Here is a 15,646-nt window from a genome sequence, read left to right as displayed (position 1 = left end):
GAACCGCCGATCAATGATAATTCATTACTCGATGATCGAAGCGACGATGCCTGCACCGACGGTGCGGCCACCTTCACGGATAGCGAAGCGGAGCTTCTCTTCCATGGCGATCGGGACGATCAGCGAAACGTCAACGGTAACGTTGTCGCCAGGCATAACCATTTCCGTGCCTTCCGGCAGGGTCACAATACCGGTCACGTCAGTCGTACGGAAGTAGAACTGCGGGCGGTAGTTGGTGAAGAACGGCGTATGACGACCACCTTCGTCCTTGGTCAGAATGTAAGCTTCTGCCTTGAACTTGGTGTGCGGCTTGACCGAACCCGGCTTGCAGAGAACCTGACCGCGTTCAACGTCGTCACGGCCAACGCCGCGAACCAGTGCACCGATGTTGTCGCCAGCCTGGCCCTGATCGAGCAGCTTGCGGAACATTTCAACGCCGGTAACCGTCGTCTTCGAGGTTGCCTTAATGCCGACGATTTCAACTTCTTCGCCGACCTTGACGATACCGCGCTCAACGCGACCCGTCACAACCGTACCGCGACCCGAGATCGAGAACACGTCTTCGATCGGCATCAGGAACGGCTGGTCAACCGGACGTTCCGGGGTCGGGATGTAGTTGTCGACAGCGTCCATCAGGTTGCGGATTGCGTCTTCGCCGAGTTCCTTCGAGGAATCTTCGAGAGCTGCAAGAGCCGAGCCCTTGATGATCGGAACTTCGTCGCCCGGGAAGTCGTACTTCGAGAGAAGTTCGCGCACTTCCAGTTCAACCAGTTCGAGCAGTTCTGCGTCGTCAACCTGGTCGCACTTGTTCAGGAACACAACGATTGCCGGAACGCCAACCTGACGAGCGAGCAGGATGTGCTCACGGGTCTGCGGCATCGGGCCGTCAGCTGCCGAAACAACCAGGATCGCGCCGTCCATCTGTGCAGCGCCGGTGATCATGTTCTTCACATAGTCAGCGTGGCCTGGGCAATCGACGTGTGCGTAGTGACGGTTGGCAGTTTCGTACTCAACGTGAGCCGTCGAGATCGTGATACCGCGGGCGCGTTCTTCCGGTGCAGCGTCGATCTGGTCATACGCCTTGAATTCACCGAAGAACTTCGTGATCGCTGCAGTCAGCGAGGTCTTGCCATGGTCAACGTGACCGATGGTGCCGATGTTAACGTGGGGCTTCGTACGTTCGAATTTGCTCTTAGCCATCGCCGTTGTTCTCTTCGTTCTAGAACCGCTCAAGCGCCAGCGCAAAAGCCGATCGGCTTCGGGGCCAGCATTTATGCCAAAACGGAACGGCGAACCGCCCGTCGATGATTCCTTACACGCCTATCCGCTCTTGAAAACTGGAGCGGGTAACGGGAATCGAACCCGTGTATTCAGCTTGGAAGGCTGCTGCTCTACCATTGAGCTATACCCGCATACTCTAAACTCTGATCCGACAGTGGTGGAGGAAGTTGGATTTGAACCAACGTAGGCTTAGCCAACGGATTTACAGTCCGTCCCCTTTAACCGCTCGGGCATTCCTCCTAATATCACTATCAGCAGAGTCGAGTAACTAGGCATTTTCGTGAAGCAGTCGGTTGGCTGTTGGCCGCGCCGTCGCTCCACGGGGGGCCTTATGACGATAAGCGCTTCCCCTGTCAACAGGGTAAAAGCGAAAAGAATGCATGCCTATCCACAGTTTGGCCAAAGCATTCCGGAAGACCGGGCTCGCCCATGCATTCCGACATGCGGAAAAATCGGGATATGCGGGCTTTCGCCTCTTAATAGGCAGCCATAACAGCCTGATAGCATTTACAGGGCAAACAGCTATCTTCCCTCTCCTATAAGAGTTATAAGCGCGCCATGACCGATCAAAACACGCCCCGCACCCCTAAAGATACACATTATGCGCGCCTGCGCCGCCAGCATCGCGACCAGAAGGCCCTCGCAGAAGGCAAGGCACCGCACAGACCACAGCGCCCGTCTATTTCAGCCAGCGCCGTCGCGGATGGCACCGTGCGCCTTTACGGGCTGCATACGGTGCGCGCAGCCGTTGAAAACCCTGCCCGCAGGATTCTGCGTATGCGCGCGACGCGCAATGGTTTTGCGCGGCTTGAAATCGGAGAAGCCGATCTGCTCCCCTTCCCGGTCGAGATTGTCGACCCGAAGGATATCGACAAGGAAACCGGTTCCGACGCCGTGCATCAGGGCGTGATGATCGAAGCCGAGCCGCTGCGCGCCAAGAAACTCTCTGAATTGCGGGAAAGCCCGCTTTTGCTGGTGCTCGATCAGGTAACCGATCCGCATAATGTCGGCGCCATCATGCGCTCTGCTGTGGCTTTTGGCGCGGGTGCGCTGATCACAACCAGCCGCCACAGTCCGCAGGAAACTGGCGTTCTGGCCAAGGCTGCCTCCGGCGCGCTGGAAATGATTCCACATATTGAGGTCAGAAACCTCGCCGAAGCGATTGAAGAGCTACACGCTCTGGGTTTCCAGACCATCGGCCTTGATCTCGGAAGGCCCGCAGGAAATGGAAGCAGCGCTTGCCGGTGGACGAATCGCACTGGTTCTCGGCGCGGAAGGCAAAGGCCTGCGCCAGAAGACGCGGGAAACAGTGACCGCGCTTGCCCGCCTCGACATGCCCGGCGAAATCAAATCGCTGAACGTCTCAAACGCCGCAGCGATTTCGCTTTATGCGGCGGAGCGTTATCTGCGCAATCGTTGATTCGGTTTTCATGCGCCGTATCGGCAATCCCGACCGGCGCATGGAGTTTGCGAACGAACTGATTCAAGCGGTCGCAATATAGGTGCGAATTTCTTCGGCTTCGCGTTCCACATCTTCGATCTGCCGTTTCACGACGTCACCGATGGAGATGATTCCGACAAGCTTGCCGTGTTCTTCAACCGGCATATGTCTGAAACGGCTACGCGTCATGATTTCCATGACCTGATTGATCGTGTGATGTTCCCGGCAGACCTGCACTTTTGCGGTCATGACCTCGGCAACCGGCATGGCCATCGCGCCGCTTTCCTTGAGGGACAGCGCCCGGACCACGTCGCGTTCGGAAAGAATGCCTTTGATATGACCGGCCTCGTCGCAAACCACCAGAGCGCCGATCTTGTGTTGGTTCAACATGGCGACGGCGTGGGAAAGCGTGTCGGCAGGTGCGATGACGACAACGTCTCTGCCCTTATGTTCGAGAATCGATCTTACTGTCATGCCAAGTCCCTCCAAAGATTTAGCATTCGCTGTTTCAGGCGCTCAAACACCTGAAAACAGAACGCAGCTCCTCCCGCCGCGTTCCATGATGGTGCGCTTTGATTGCCCGATTAGCAAGTACCATAAAACTGGGAGGTAACTCTTCTAACGCCTTAGAACCGCGTCATAGCTGCGCGGACGATCCAGCAGCGAAATCCCGAAGAAACCGGCGATAAAACCGCCAATATGTGCTTCCCAGGCGATGCCCGACAGATCAGCCCCGCCGGTCGTGTAAATGCCGGTGATGATATTGATCACGAACCAGACGCCAACGAAGGTGATGACCGGTTTCAGCGTCAGCGTTAAGCCGACCGGCAGCACAGGACCGGCAAATTCCGCGCGTCGTCCAGCATTCACGCGCCTGAACCCATAGCGCGCCGAAGCACCCATCATGCCGGAAATCGCGCCCGATGCTCCAACCAGCGGCGTCACGCTATCCGGATAAATCGCGTAATGGGTCAATCCGGCGATGATCGCCGTGAAAATCCAGAAAATGATCATGCGCGCGGTTCCGATTCGCCCGGCGAGCGGAGAGCCGAAGGCGGCGAGCCAGATCATATTGACCACGATATGCTCGATACCGCCATGCATGAAGGAATAGCTGATCAAAGTGAACAGGCCTGCCGGGTCAGAAAAACCGCCAGCCATTGAGAACCGCGCCGGGATCAGTGAGAAGTTCAGCATGAACTCATAGTTCTGCTGCTCGCTGATCAGGTAGTTCTCATAAACATAGACCGCCACGCAGATGCCGATCAGCGCGATCACCACGCCTGGAATATTGAAGATCGGCTCACTTCCGCCGGAACGACCGCGATTATCCTGCATTTCCGGTTGCGGAAGGACCATGAACACTGCTTTCCAGATTGCGAAACCGCGATGGGGCCAATGAGGCCCGGAAACGAAAATCGGCCCGCTCGGACCGTTCCCGTGGCGAAACCAACATTTGATAAGATAGAAATCGTTAAAAATAAAGGCCAGTGGAGGTCAACCACCGGCCCTGATGCGAACCAGCGAGATCCGCAAAATTAACGACTGGATCTCAGAAAAACACAAATCAAGACAACGGCTTCATCTGATGTGTTCATCAAACGCCTGTGCTCTTGCCATTGCAACAGTTACTTGCCGTTAACCTTAACAGCTGAGCGCCGTGGATGAAGAAAGGGTTAAGCTGGCATCCGCGCCGTTAATACTATTTTAATGGTCGTGAGACGGAGCCACGGCGCTTCGAAATCGATCAACAGTCCCAATTCACCCAGAATCAAACGAACGGCGCACGATGAAACACCGCAGCACGATCGCGATATTCAGCGAATGGCAGCGACTGGCCTTTGATCGCAATGACGATCTGGAGCACGGCTTTCAAGCGCCGCAGCGGACCGATATCGAACCGCGTCGGCTTGGACGGCATTTGTCCGATCTTTTTTCGTAGAAGCCGATGAAAATGGCGAACTTGTCTTTCGTCTTGGCGGTACACGAATCTGCACCCTGTTCGGTCGCGAGTTGAAAGGTGTGCGCCTTTTATCCCTGTGGCCGGAGCGCGACCGCCCTGCCCTCAGCGAACTGGCGCAGAATGTCAGCGCAATGCAGATCCCCGCACTTAGCCTGCATGATGGAATCAGCCTTTCGGGCCGCAGTCTCAGCTTTGAAATGCTGCTCGCGCCCTTAGAAGCGAGCAACGGTCGCTTGGGCCTGATGGGCAGCATCGCCGTTCTGGACAATGTGACCTGGGCGGGTGCCGACCCTCTGGTGCTCGGCCATCTCAATCACATCGAGCCGATTGCACCGGATGTGGCGCTTGCCGACGAAGCGGTAAAGGCGGCGATCTTTACGGTCAATGCATCGAATCGCACCCGTCAGTGGACGGAAACCCGATTGGCAACACCACCCATGCGCAAGGCGCCGCATCTGCGCGTCATCAATGGCGGCAAAGCTTGAAATCGCGTTTCTCTTTTGCGCCGAACTGCTTTAAGTATAATATAAATAACAGCTTATTGGCGAAAGACTGAGATGGGCCAGCTTCAATGAGGGGATTCGCGGCGGCATCACCTGCAAACAGCGGGCGGCAGGATAATTTCAATGCCGTGAACGTTGATCTCAACGGTCGCTATATGCTCGAAAATCGCAACGAGTATCCTTGTGTCCTGAAGCGCATGTCGCCCGGCACTGCCTTGATGACCGGTATCGCCACGCCGCGTAATGGCGAGCGTATCATTGCCTATATCGATCATGTCGGGCGCATCGAAGGTACGGCCTACCAGATTTCGGCGGAAGGCTTTCATCTTCTCCTCACCAATACCGCGACCAAGAAGGACAAGCTTTCGGCGCAGCTGACATGGCTTGCCAATCGGCATGAACTCTCGCTGCCGGAAGATCGCCGCCATGAGCGTGTCGTTCCGCGCAAGTCGCATCAGAATGTCACCTTCCCGGATGGCACCCAATTGCTCTGCCGCATCGCCGACTTGTCGCTTTCGGGCGCGGCTATCGAATGCGATGTCAAACCGGCGATCAAGAGCGGCGTCCTGCTTGGGCCGATCCGCGGACGGGTCGTGCGCCATTTCGCAGACGGTTTCGCCATCGAGTTCGCCACAATCCAGACCAGCACGACGCTCGACAGTCTTTTCAGCTAAACTTTGTACGGCTGAAAAGATGAACGCGCGTCAAGGTTACGGATTGGCAAACCGCCCGCGCGGGTATAAACAGTAAAATATCGCGAAAACCCGCGTTTTCGGGCTGAATTGGCCGCTTTCTTTACAAAAACTTTCAATATTCCGCGCAGTTTTAATCGAATTTGACTCGCATTTTCGCGCTCAAATTTGCGCGCCTTCAAATTGTCCCGGTCATTTTGATCTCCAACAGGGAGATAAAAGAATGACCAAGCAAACCATCATCGCAGCGATCCTTCTGCTGCTCGGCGTCGGACTGGCGCAAGCAGCGAACCCGGCATCAAAATCGCCATGGATGAGCACCGGCGAACGCACCTCGCAGCCAATCGGGCATTATGAATTTTGCGAGCGCTACCCGGCTGAGTGCAAGATCGTCAGCCGCAACACCAATGCTCTCAAGCTGACGCCGAAGCTCTGGCAGCAGATCATTGCCGTCAATGACAGCGTGAACACGCGAATCAAGCCAGCCACCGACATGGAAGTCTGGGGTCGCGAAGAATATTGGGAATATCCGGTAACCGCCGGCGACTGCGACGACTACATGCTGGAAAAGCAGCGCGAACTGATGGCGCTTGGCATTCCTGCCAACACGCTTCTGTTCACCGTCGTTCGCCAGCCGAATGGCGATGGCCACGCCGTCCTGACGCTTCGCACCGACCGCGGCGATTTCATTCTCGACAATCTCGATGAGCGCGTTCTGGCCTGGAACAAGACCGACTACACCTACCTGAAGCGTCAGTCGACCGCGAACAGCGGCAGTTGGGTTTCGATCAAGGATGACCGCGACATTCTCGTCGGCAGCATCAAAAACTGATCAGACACCGATGAAGTTCAAAGGACGGGTCGCCAGTCTCCCTCTGGCCCCGTCCTTTTTAAATATCAAACCGTCAGGCCGGTTCCATGCCGCGCATGAAGGAATGCCCCTTCTCCACATAATGCTTGGCGGATTGCTTCAGCTTTTCCACCGCAACCTCGTCCAGTCCACGCAAAACGCGCGCTGGCGAGCCGACAACCAGCGAGTTGTCCGGAATTTCCTTGCCCTCCGTCACCAGAGCCCCGGCTCCGATAAGGCAGTTCTTGCCGATCTTCGCGCCATTGAGCACAATGGCTCCCATGCCGATCAGGGTGTTCTCACCGATGGTGCAGCCATGCAGGATCGCCCGATGGCCGATGGTGCAGCCCGCGCCAATCGTCAGCGGATAGCCGATATCGGTATGCATGACGCAAAGTTCCTGCACATTGGTGTCGTCGCCGATGGCAATCACCTCATTATCGCCGCGCAGGACGGCGCCGAACCAGAAGCCCACATTTTCGCCCACGACGACCTTGCCGATCAGTGTCGCATCCGGTGCAATCCAGTTGCTGGCGCGGTCTGCGAATTGCGGCTTGTGTCCGTTATAAGCATATATCGGCATGTGGGCTCCTCCATCAGAATGTCTTTATGAAAAGAGCTAAGCTTTTTTTGGATGAGGGACAAGCGCGGCTTCACCCTCCGTTAACCATAAAAGACCAATAATCGCTGCAATATCATCAGCATGGCCTTCCCGCCAATGGACAGCGCAATCGAAACTACCACGACAAAAGATGGCAATCGGCTCTTCGTCCGCATCTTGCTGGTTGTTGTCGTGCTTGTTGTGGCTTCCGTTGCGATCAATATTGGTGGTCGCCTGCTTGGCCCAATGATCGCGCGCGGCGGCCATTCCGACAGCACGCATCTCTATAAAGTGCTGATCGGCAACAATGTCCTGTCAATGCCAGCCAATATGATCCGCTTTTCCAATCAGCGGCGGGACGGTCTGACAACGCGCCTCGATCTCTACGCGCGCTGGCCCGGACTGACCGGCTATACGGAAGCAGACCGGGCAATCTTCAATCTGCTCACGCCGAAGCGCCAATTGCTATTCATGTCGATTGAAGAGCGCACCATGTCCCGCGACATGAGCGGACGCTATCTGCCGATCTATGCTGCGCTGATCGATCCGGAGGGTGAATCTCTCCCGGGAGGACTGATGGTCCACCGGTTTCTGGAAGGCAGTGGTTATACCGGAGAAGAACTGGTCCTCTCCGATATCGCAAGCGGTAATCCGGCCTTCGTCGCCCGTTGCATGAGCGATGCATCAGCGGAAAATTTCAACGCCTGCGAGCGCGATATCCAGTTTGGAAAAGGGCTGCAGATTCTCTATCGTTTTCCCCGCGATATGCTGGCCGAGTGGAAAACACTCGATGAAGCCATGCGACAGTTCGCAACCGGGCACTTGTTGGGGAATGACTAAACAAAACGCCCTCTCCGCAAAGCGGAAAGGGCGTCAGATCGTCGGGCTGTGACGGATCATCATGGACAACTCTCGAAAAATCTCGCGATTTTTCCCAAGCCGCGCCTTAGAGATCGACGTCGAGAATAGCCATCGAGAAATTGTAGGACAGTTCGCCTTCGTCCTCATCCTTGTAGATCAGGCCCAAAAACTCGTCGTCAATATAAAGCTCGGCCGAGTCGTTCTTGCGCGGGCGCGCCTTCACCTGAAGGCCCTGATTGTTGAAGGTCCGTTTGAAATAGGCGTCCAGTTTTTTTTTAGTTCTTCGGGTTTCAACCGGCTTCTCCTGATATTGAATTCAAGCCGGTTTATTGCACCCGGGCTTTTGTGATGTAAACCCCTGGGGGAGTAGTCCCTCGGGGTTTTAGCGCCTAACCACCGCTTTCGACAAAATATAGGCCGCTCGCGGAGAAAAACCAGCAAGCGGCCCGGATTCTGTGCATTCGGCGTTTGCGCGATTAAATGCCGTCACCCAGCACGCCGTCGCCCAGCAACTGGTCCATGACGCGGGACGGTTCAGCGCAGCCCGTATCACCGATGATCTTGGCAGGAACACCGGCAACCGTGACATTATTCGGTACAGGCTTGACGACGACAGAACCCGCCGCGACCTTCGAGCAATGCCCCACTTCGATATTGCCGAGAATCTTCGCGCCCGCGCCGATTAGAACGCCATGGCGAATCTTGGGATGACGATCACCGCTCGACTTGCCGGTGCCGCCGAGCGTGACGCCATGCAGGATCGACACATTGTCTTCGATCACCGCGGTCTCGCCGACGACCAGCCCGGTCGCGTGATCGAGGAAAAGCCCGCTGCCCAATTGCGCTGCCGGGTGAATGTCGGTCTGGAAGATCGAAGACGAACGGCTCTGGAGATAAAAGGCAAAATCCCGGCGGCCCTGATGATAGAGCCAATGCGCCAGACGGTGCGTCTGGATTGCATGAAAGCCTTTCAGGTAGAGGATCGGGTCCATGAAACGGCTATAGGCCGGGTCGCGGTCGTAAACGGCCTGAATATCCACGCGAACAGTCTGCGACCATTCCGGATTGGCGTCCAGCATCACATCGAATGTCTGGCGCAGAATATCGGCGCTCAAATCGGCATGACCGAGGCGTTCCGCGATGCGGTGCATGACCGCATCTTCAAGGCTCGGCTGATTAAGGATAGTCGCGTAAAGAAAGGCTCCAAGCACGGGATCGGACTTGGCGGCTTCCTCCGCTTCAGCGCGGACCGAGTGCCAGATTGGATCAACTTGCCCAAGGCTGGCATTCACTTTAGCAGTTGAGCGAATAGACATAGATATACTCCGGTTTTGCACCGCGCAGGCCAGACGAAAGCCGAATTTCCGGCATGGCTCCGCGCCGCAATACGAGTTCGGCGCGCAGCATAACTGAAAATGCTTTGCCTTGACACCGCAGAAATTGACACAGGCCTCAAAGGAAGATCAGAGCGGATTTTCCGCGAGAAACTCCAGAACCGCCTTCTTGTAGACCTTGTCGCCGACAGCCAGCATGTGGTCGCGCCCCGGAATATCGAGCGCCTGACCGTTCGGCAGCAAATCCGCCAGTTCCTGCGGATTACCGGCAATGTCGTCGGTCGTGCCGACGGCAACCAGCACCGGCTGCATGATGCGCGCAATGGCTTCCGCCGGAACCAGTTCCTTCGAGGTGATCACACAGGCGGCCAGCGCGATGCGGTCGCTCTTGGTCTGGTCGGCGAATTTGCGGAACATCTGCCCGCGCGGATGGGTGATCGTCGTCGGATCTTCGGCCAGAAGCGCCTCGCCGATCGGCTCCCAGTCGCCAGCGCCGGTGACCATGCCGATGCCCAATCCGCCAAAGATTGCGCTGTGAACCCGCTCGGGATGCTCGATAGCCAGAAAAGCGGTGATCCGCGCGCCCATCGAATAGCCCATCACATGCGCCTTTTCGATGCCCAGATGATCGAGCAGCGCTGCTGCATCGCCTGCCATCTTGGTCGGCGTATAATCATCCGCGTTGTGGCTTTTGGCCGAAAACCCATGTCCGCGATCGTCGATGGCGATAACGCGATAGCCTGCCTCGGTCAGAGTCCGGAACCAGCCGGGCGAAACCCAATTGACAAGGCTCGACGACGCAAAGCCGTGGATCAGCAGGATCGGATCGCCTTCTCCATCCTGACGATATGCAAGACGCAAGCCGTCATGGTCGAAATATTCGATATCGAGGGCACTCAACTGTTTATTCCTTATGATTGTTCCGTCGGCGGTGTTCGGCGCGATTTCAGGATCGACACGCGCCGCATATCACGCGATGGACAGCTCTGTCGCCCTTCTTGATGCCCGTGCGCTTTACCGTACCGGCCAGAAGCTCGACAACAAAGGCTGCGGGAACCTCGGATGAAATGATATCTTCCGAATAGGGCACCGCATTTTCATGGATTGCCGTGACACGGCCCTTCTCGTCAAGGAAAACCATGTCGAGCGGCAGCGGGGTGTTCTGCATCCACATCATGACGCGGCGCATCTCACCGAAGATGAAGATCATCGCGCGGTCCTTGGGAAAATCGGTGCGCCACATCAGCCCGCGCACACGCGCATCGTCAGAATCCGCCACTTCCAGTGCGAAGGGGAGTTTATTGCCCTTGGCCGTAATGAAGGTCAGCGGCGCGGCATCCACCGGCAGCCGCATCGGCTGCTTTTCCTGCGCCTGCGCGCCAAAAGCTCCAAATAAAAATGCGATAACAAAAAATAATCGAGCCATACTCAACCCACGCCAAAAACCTGCAATTCGGGCGGGGAGATTATCAACGCGGTATAATGGGGACAAGAGACGAAGACCCACCCCTCACCGCCTTTTGACCGAGAACGTCAAGGGCAGTTCACAGGGCGATGTGGATTGTCTCCACACATAGCCGCTCCCAAAGGATTTCACTGTGGGATGACATGCTCAATTTGATGTAAATCAGTGCGAAACCGGGATAGCCGTGCCGATATCTGGGTGAATTTCAGCAGCCATCAGGCCCTTGTCGCCCGTGCCGAAGCGAATAAGCACAACCTGACCCGGGCGCAGTTCCATCATGCCGAAACGGCGCAGCGTTTCCATATGGATGAAAATATCCTCGGTGCCCTCACCGCGGGTGAGAAAGCCGAAGCCCTTGGTACGGTTGAACCACTTGACGATGACACGCTCAAGGCCGCTCGACGGGGTAACCGTCACATGGGTGCGCTGCGGCGGCATCTGCGCCGGATGAACCGCTGTGGATGTGTCCATCGAGAGAACACGGAAACATTGCAGGCCGCGATCGCCATTGCGAACTTCGCAGACGATACGTGCGCCTTCCAGCGCCGTCTGGAAGCCATCGCGACGAAGCGACGTCACATGAAGCAGGATATCGTTCAGGCCCGGCTGATCCGGCACAATGAAACCGTAGCCCTTGGCCACGTCGAACCATTTGATATGGCCCGATATTTCAATGATATCGCCCAGCTCTTCCGAGGCGTGCTGGCTGTGAAACTGGTCATTCGACACAGACTTGTCCGCCATGCGTTCGCCCCTCCTCTATTCTTCCGTTGCGATTCAAAGCTGATTCTTGTCCAAAGAATAACACTTCCTTAACCGGAGGCGGCAAGCCTAAACTTTTGTTCTCCCCCGAGATCATCACAGACTTTGTGTTTCCATGGTTAGCGCACCTGCCGCAAAGCCTCGAAACCGGCTTCATTTCGGGACATATGGCAACGACGCTCGAGGGCAATTCCCCAATTGATGTTTTTTGCCGACATTGCGCGTGACTGCACCTTACCAGAAATCAAAACCCAAAGAGGAAAGTGGAAAAGCGCCCGCTATTTGCTATATCCCTTCGCGAGCCCCAAACGCTTCGCCACATGCTGGAAATGCTTCAGGAGAATAAAATGCGCTATTTGCACACGATGGTTCGAATCCGCGACATCGACGAATCACTCGATTTCTACGTGAATAAATTCGGCCTTGAAGAAACCCGTCGCATCGAAAACGAAAAAGGGCGCTACACGCTGATCTTTCTTGCCGCTCCGGGCGATGCTGAACGCGCCAAGTCAGAGCGCGCACCGACCATCGAACTGACCTATAACTGGGATCAGGAAGCCTATACGGGCGGGCGCAATTTCGGCCACCTCGCCTATGAAGTGGACGATATCTACGCCACCTGTCAGAAGCTGCAGGATGCCGGAATCACCATCAACCGCCCACCACGCGACGGCCACATGGCTTTCATCAAGTCGCCGGATGGCATATCCATCGAACTGATCCAGAAGGGCGAGCGCCTCGCACCGCAGGAGCCATGGGCTTCCGCCGAGAATGTCGGCAGCTGGTAAAACACTCTGCTTGCACGCATTATCCTGCGCGAAAACCGCTTCGCAGTTTCGCGAGAAATGCTTAAACGAAAAAAGCCCGGTCTCGCGACCGGGCTTTTTTTTGATTAGAACGCTTATTCCGTTCCCTGAATGGCTGCGAGCAGCCAATCTCCGCCGTCAACGCGGGTGAAGGTCCAGATTTCGGTGCTTTCGACCGGCTCGTTCGGGTTGCCTTCGACAACCGCGCCCGTGTTGCGGTCAAGCATGAGGTCGATTGCGGAGTAGCGGATCGCCACGGTGGCATATTCGACATTGCCTTCACGCCAGGCTTCCGAAACATCGCCCTGAAGCAGCTTCACGTCCTTCACTTCGTTGCGCATACCGCTGGAAGCAATTTCACCCAGTTCTTCCGCCAGATAGGACATGGCTTCCGGCGTGGTCAGCTTGCGGAGCGCTGCGTAATCCTCGCGGCCATAGGCACTCTGGATTTCCGAAAGCATCTGCTCGAAACGATCAAGCTCTTCCTGTCCGACATCCATCGGTTCATCTTCAACAGCCTGAGCCACCGGCTCTTCAGCCTGCTTGGCGCCCGCGCCGAATGGATTGACCGAAGGCGTGCGACCGCCGAAGTTGCCAGCCTGCTGTGGCGCGGCGCTCTTGGCTGCGCCGAAAGGCTGCGCTGAACCAAAAGGCTGAGCGTTGGCATTGCCAGCGCCTGCCGTTGCGGTCGCGCCCTGACGACGATTGGCAAACATGCGCATGACGAACATTGCGATCAGCGCAATCACGCCCACCTGCAACAGAAGACCGAACATGCCAGCGAGACCACCGAGGCCGTTACCGAGCATCATACCGATCAGACCGCCAACGAGCAGGCCGCCCAACATGGAGCGACCGAAATTGCCAAACATGCCACCCGCACGTGCCGGAGCCGCATTCTGCGCGCCAGCGGCGGCAGGACGGGTCGTCTGCGTTGCGCCGGTATTCGGCGTCATTGAACGTTCAATTGGTGCTGCATTATTCGGTGCGGTGCGCGTCGGCGCAGGCGCCTGATAGGTACGCGCCCCACGGCTGCCAAAACCGCCTCCGCCTGCACGGCGAGCCTCGGCGAAATCGACAGCGGCGAATGAGGCGATCAGGCCCAGAACCATCGCGGCGGTCAGTTTTGTCAGGCGGTTTCCGAAACCCGGCATTGTTTACTCCCATTTAGAGACATGACTGAATGTTTAAATCATTGCACATATGGGAATTGCCCCCCGTTCTTCACAAGGGCGTGAACTCAAAAAAAATCGAGAAATTTCAAATGCGGTCAAAGCGGCTTTGCCGCATCCAGAATCTGGATTTGCGGCGAGACCGAACCGTTCCAATGGTTGAGCGACAGGTTGCCGACCACATGAACGCTCTGCCCGATATTGTTGAACAGAAAGCGCCCGAGATCGCCTTCCGCCACACGAAACGCAATGGCATTGACCCGCTTGCCATCGGCGCCGCGTAAGACGACGCGCACATGGTCGCGACCGACACCACGCACATCGGCCAGCACATGATGCGGTAGGGCCAAAGTTGGCTGCGGATGGGCGGAACCGTAAGGTCCGGCCTTCTGCAAGGCTTCATAAAGCGAAACAGTCGCGCCGGAAGCGGCAAGCGCGCCATCGATGGAAAGGCTCTGATTTTCACGGAGACGCGCAACGATATGGGCGGATTCGTCTTCCAGATAGGCACGAAGCGCGCCAAGCTTGGCCCGTTCAATGGTGATGCCGGCCGCCATGGCGTGGCCACCGCCCTTGACAAGCAGCCCGCGCTCCATCGCGCCGCGCACCAGTCTGCCAAGGTCCAGACCGCTGATCGAGCGCCCCGAACCGGAGCCGACGCCATTGGCATTGAAAGCGATAGCGAAGGCAGGTCGCCGTGCCTTTTCCTTCAATCGCGATGCCAGCAGGCCAACGATGCCCGGGTGCCAGCGTTCACTGGCCGTCACGATCACCGAAGCGCCTGCACCGCCGGAAATCTCAAGCGATGCTTCCGCTTCGGCTTCCAGAAGCATTTCCGCTTCCATCGCCTGACGTTCCTGATTGAGCCGGTCGAGTTCGATGGCGATGCGATCTGCCATCGATGGATCGTCGAGCGTCAACAGCCTTGCGCCCAGTCCGGCATCGCCAATGCGACCGCCCGCATTGATGCGCGGACCGATGAGATAGCCAAGATGGAAGACATTGATCGGCTCGCCGATACGGGACACCCGCGCAAGCGCCGCCAATCCGGCATTGCTCTGCGCTCGCGCAACCAGCAAACCTTTGACGACGAAGGCGCGATTGACGCCTTGCAGCGGCACCACATCGCAGATCGTTGCCAGCGCGACGAGATCAAGCAGCGACAACAGATCAGGTGCAGCACCTTTGCCGCGCTCGCGCAATATCTTGGTGACCTGTACCAGCGTCAGGAACACAACGCCCGCAGCGCAAAGATGGCCCTGTTGCGAAATATCGTCTTCGCGGTTCGGGTTGACGATGGCCACCGCATCTTCCGGCAGATCGCCGCCCACCTGATGGTGATCGAGCACGACCACATCCGCCCCAGCCTGTTTGGCTGCACTGATTGAGGGCACGCTGTTCGTGCCGCAGTCCACGGTGACGATCAGGCTCGCGCCTTTGGAAACCAACTCGCGCATGGCATCGGGATTTGGGCCGTAACCCTCGAAAATCCGGTCAGGAATATAGATCGAATGCTGGATGCCGTAATGCTTCAGAAAACGCGCCATCAGCGCCGATGAACAGGCACCATCCACGTCATAGTCGCCGAAGATCGCAACGGTCTCGCGGCGCTCGATGGCATCGGCAATGCGGCCTGCCGCGCTCTCCATATCGGTCAACGTGGCCGGGTCGGGCATGAGATTGCGCAGTGTGGGATCAACGAATTCCGGCGCGCCTTCCACCGTTACGCCCCGCCCCGCCAGAACCCGCGCCACCAGATCGGAAATGCCGTGATGCTGGGCAATGGCAAGCGCGGTGTTGGATCTCGCGCAAGCCCAGTCGATCCACCCATTTCTGGCCGGTTGCAGATTGTTTTATTCCAAGGAAAAGGCGCTCTGTCGTCATAAACTCTTAAAGACACAAAAGGCGGCATCTT

Annotated in this window: 13 protein-coding genes, 2 tRNA genes and 4 pseudogenes; 6 read left to right on the top strand and 13 right to left on the bottom strand. The window is 56.9% G+C overall.

The window, feature by feature from the left end; all coding sequences use genetic code 11:
- Positions 1-24 precede the first annotated feature (24 nt).
- The 3 genes from tuf to QLQ11_RS01995 form a co-directional block, all read right to left on the bottom strand.
- Complete coding sequence (tuf, locus tag QLQ11_RS02005) at positions 25-1,200, bottom strand: elongation factor Tu (RefSeq protein WP_109369229.1); 1,176 nt, start codon at positions 1,198-1,200, stop codon at positions 25-27.
- A gap of 138 nt (positions 1,201-1,338) precedes the next feature.
- Positions 1,339-1,412, bottom strand: a tRNA-Gly gene (locus tag QLQ11_RS02000).
- A 24-nt stretch (positions 1,413-1,436) separates the two neighbouring features.
- A tRNA-Tyr gene (locus QLQ11_RS01995) sits at positions 1,437-1,521 on the bottom strand.
- Positions 1,522-1,839: 318 nt separating this feature from the next.
- Here QLQ11_RS01995 and rlmB point away from each other — a divergent pair.
- A pseudogene (gene rlmB / locus QLQ11_RS01990) lies at positions 1,840-2,701 on the top strand (23S rRNA (guanosine(2251)-2'-O)-methyltransferase RlmB).
- 63 nt (positions 2,702-2,764) lie between these two features.
- Here rlmB and QLQ11_RS01985 read toward each other — a convergent pair.
- Both QLQ11_RS01985 and QLQ11_RS01980 read right to left on the bottom strand, forming a co-directional pair.
- Positions 2,765-3,196 (bottom strand): CBS domain-containing protein, encoded by a 432-nt coding sequence (locus tag QLQ11_RS01985; RefSeq protein ID WP_371835896.1) that lies wholly within the window; start codon positions 3,194-3,196, stop codon positions 2,765-2,767.
- Positions 3,197-3,340: 144 nt separating this feature from the next.
- Positions 3,341-4,081, bottom strand: a complete 741-nt coding sequence (locus QLQ11_RS01980; RefSeq protein WP_109369240.1) for a rhomboid family intramembrane serine protease — start codon at positions 4,079-4,081, stop codon at positions 3,341-3,343.
- Between the two features lie 430 nt (positions 4,082-4,511).
- Between QLQ11_RS01980 and QLQ11_RS01975 the strand changes: the two are divergent.
- The 3 genes and pseudogenes from QLQ11_RS01975 (at position 4,512) to QLQ11_RS01965 (ending at position 6,712) form a co-directional block, all read left to right on the top strand.
- Positions 4,512-5,170: pseudogene (locus QLQ11_RS01975) on the top strand (PAS domain-containing protein).
- An 86-nt stretch (positions 5,171-5,256) separates the two neighbouring features.
- The gene (locus tag QLQ11_RS01970) at positions 5,257-5,862 is read left to right on the top strand and encodes a PilZ domain-containing protein (protein WP_109369242.1); all 606 of its coding nucleotides are present in this window, start codon (positions 5,257-5,259) and stop codon (positions 5,860-5,862) included.
- A 241-nt stretch (positions 5,863-6,103) separates the two neighbouring features.
- A complete protein-coding gene (locus tag QLQ11_RS01965; RefSeq protein ID WP_109369243.1) occupies positions 6,104-6,712 on the top strand; it encodes a transglutaminase-like cysteine peptidase in 609 nt (202 codons plus the stop codon).
- Between the two features lie 73 nt (positions 6,713-6,785).
- Here QLQ11_RS01965 and QLQ11_RS01960 read toward each other — a convergent pair whose 3' ends face one another.
- On the bottom strand, positions 6,786-7,313 hold the full coding sequence (locus QLQ11_RS01960; protein ID WP_109369244.1) for a gamma carbonic anhydrase family protein: 528 nt from the start codon (positions 7,311-7,313) through the stop codon (positions 6,786-6,788).
- Between the two features lie 135 nt (positions 7,314-7,448).
- Here QLQ11_RS01960 and QLQ11_RS01955 point away from each other — a divergent pair, with 135 nt between their 5' ends.
- Complete coding sequence (locus QLQ11_RS01955) at positions 7,449-8,171, top strand: hypothetical protein (RefSeq protein WP_109370253.1); 723 nt, start codon at positions 7,449-7,451, stop codon at positions 8,169-8,171.
- Between the two features lie 106 nt (positions 8,172-8,277).
- Here the strand turns inward: QLQ11_RS01955 and QLQ11_RS01950 are convergent.
- The 5 genes and pseudogenes from QLQ11_RS01950 to QLQ11_RS01930 all read right to left on the bottom strand — a co-directional run bounded on the left by QLQ11_RS01950 (position 8,278) and on the right by QLQ11_RS01930 (position 11,735).
- Positions 8,278-8,486, bottom strand: a pseudogene (locus QLQ11_RS01950) (DUF3126 family protein).
- A gap of 182 nt (positions 8,487-8,668) precedes the next feature.
- Positions 8,669-9,508 carry a serine O-acetyltransferase gene (gene cysE / locus QLQ11_RS01945; protein ID WP_109369245.1) on the bottom strand — a complete coding sequence of 280 codons (840 nt, stop codon included), beginning with the start codon at positions 9,506-9,508 and terminating at the stop codon, positions 8,669-8,671.
- Positions 9,509-9,655: 147 nt separating this feature from the next.
- Positions 9,656-10,426 (bottom strand): alpha/beta fold hydrolase, encoded by a 771-nt coding sequence (locus tag QLQ11_RS01940; RefSeq protein WP_109369246.1) that lies wholly within the window; start codon positions 10,424-10,426, stop codon positions 9,656-9,658.
- Between the two features lie 46 nt (positions 10,427-10,472).
- Complete coding sequence (locus QLQ11_RS01935) at positions 10,473-10,952, bottom strand: DUF192 domain-containing protein (protein WP_109369247.1); 480 nt, start codon at positions 10,950-10,952, stop codon at positions 10,473-10,475.
- Positions 10,953-11,153: 201 nt separating this feature from the next.
- On the bottom strand, positions 11,154-11,735 hold the full coding sequence (locus QLQ11_RS01930; RefSeq protein ID WP_109369248.1) for a cold-shock protein: 582 nt from the start codon (positions 11,733-11,735) through the stop codon (positions 11,154-11,156).
- Between the two features lie 365 nt (positions 11,736-12,100).
- On the opposite strand from QLQ11_RS01930, the gene gloA reads away from it, so the two are divergent.
- Positions 12,101-12,541, top strand: a complete 441-nt coding sequence (gloA, locus tag QLQ11_RS01925) for a lactoylglutathione lyase (RefSeq protein ID WP_109369249.1) — start codon at positions 12,101-12,103, stop codon at positions 12,539-12,541.
- A gap of 113 nt (positions 12,542-12,654) precedes the next feature.
- On the opposite strand, the gene QLQ11_RS01920 is transcribed toward gloA, so the two are convergent.
- Both QLQ11_RS01920 and recJ read right to left on the bottom strand, forming a co-directional pair.
- Positions 12,655-13,713 (bottom strand): Tim44 domain-containing protein, encoded by a 1,059-nt coding sequence (locus QLQ11_RS01920; protein ID WP_109369250.1) that lies wholly within the window; start codon positions 13,711-13,713, stop codon positions 12,655-12,657.
- Between the two features lie 116 nt (positions 13,714-13,829).
- Positions 13,830-15,615: pseudogene (recJ, locus tag QLQ11_RS01915) on the bottom strand (single-stranded-DNA-specific exonuclease RecJ).
- Between the last annotated feature and the right edge of the window lie 31 nt (positions 15,616-15,646).

This window comes from Ochrobactrum sp. SSR (assembly GCF_030067775.1).
Lineage (GTDB): Bacteria > Pseudomonadota > Alphaproteobacteria > Rhizobiales > Rhizobiaceae > Brucella > Brucella teleogrylli.
Note: the sequence above shows the minus strand (reverse complement) of the source record. Positions and strands in the feature narration are given on the sequence as shown.

What these genes read in the sequence shown, in the direction of transcription:
- QLQ11_RS01955 (WP_109370253.1), top strand. Translation starts at nt 7,449, where the DNA reads ATGGACAGCGCAATCGAAACTACCACGACAAAAGATGGCAATCGGCTC.
- QLQ11_RS01930 (WP_109369248.1), bottom strand. Translation starts at nt 11,735, where the DNA reads ATGGCGGACAAGTCTGTGTCGAATGACCAGTTTCACAGCCAGCACGCC.
- QLQ11_RS01985 (WP_371835896.1), bottom strand. Translation starts at nt 3,196, where the DNA reads ATGACAGTAAGATCGATTCTCGAACATAAGGGCAGAGACGTTGTCGTC.
- cysE (WP_109369245.1), bottom strand. Translation starts at nt 9,508, where the DNA reads ATGTCTATTCGCTCAACTGCTAAAGTGAATGCCAGCCTTGGGCAAGTT.
- tuf (WP_109369229.1), bottom strand. Translation starts at nt 1,200, where the DNA reads ATGGCTAAGAGCAAATTCGAACGTACGAAGCCCCACGTTAACATCGGC.
- QLQ11_RS01960 (WP_109369244.1), bottom strand. Translation starts at nt 7,313, where the DNA reads ATGCCGATATATGCTTATAACGGACACAAGCCGCAATTCGCAGACCGC.
- QLQ11_RS01970 (WP_109369242.1), top strand. Translation starts at nt 5,257, where the DNA reads ATGAGGGGATTCGCGGCGGCATCACCTGCAAACAGCGGGCGGCAGGAT.
- QLQ11_RS01980 (WP_109369240.1), bottom strand. Translation starts at nt 4,081, where the DNA reads ATGGTCCTTCCGCAACCGGAAATGCAGGATAATCGCGGTCGTTCCGGC.
- QLQ11_RS01935 (WP_109369247.1), bottom strand. Translation starts at nt 10,952, where the DNA reads ATGGCTCGATTATTTTTTGTTATCGCATTTTTATTTGGAGCTTTTGGC.
- QLQ11_RS01920 (WP_109369250.1), bottom strand. Translation starts at nt 13,713, where the DNA reads ATGCCGGGTTTCGGAAACCGCCTGACAAAACTGACCGCCGCGATGGTT.
- gloA (WP_109369249.1), top strand. Translation starts at nt 12,101, where the DNA reads ATGCGCTATTTGCACACGATGGTTCGAATCCGCGACATCGACGAATCA.
- QLQ11_RS01965 (WP_109369243.1), top strand. Translation starts at nt 6,104, where the DNA reads ATGACCAAGCAAACCATCATCGCAGCGATCCTTCTGCTGCTCGGCGTC.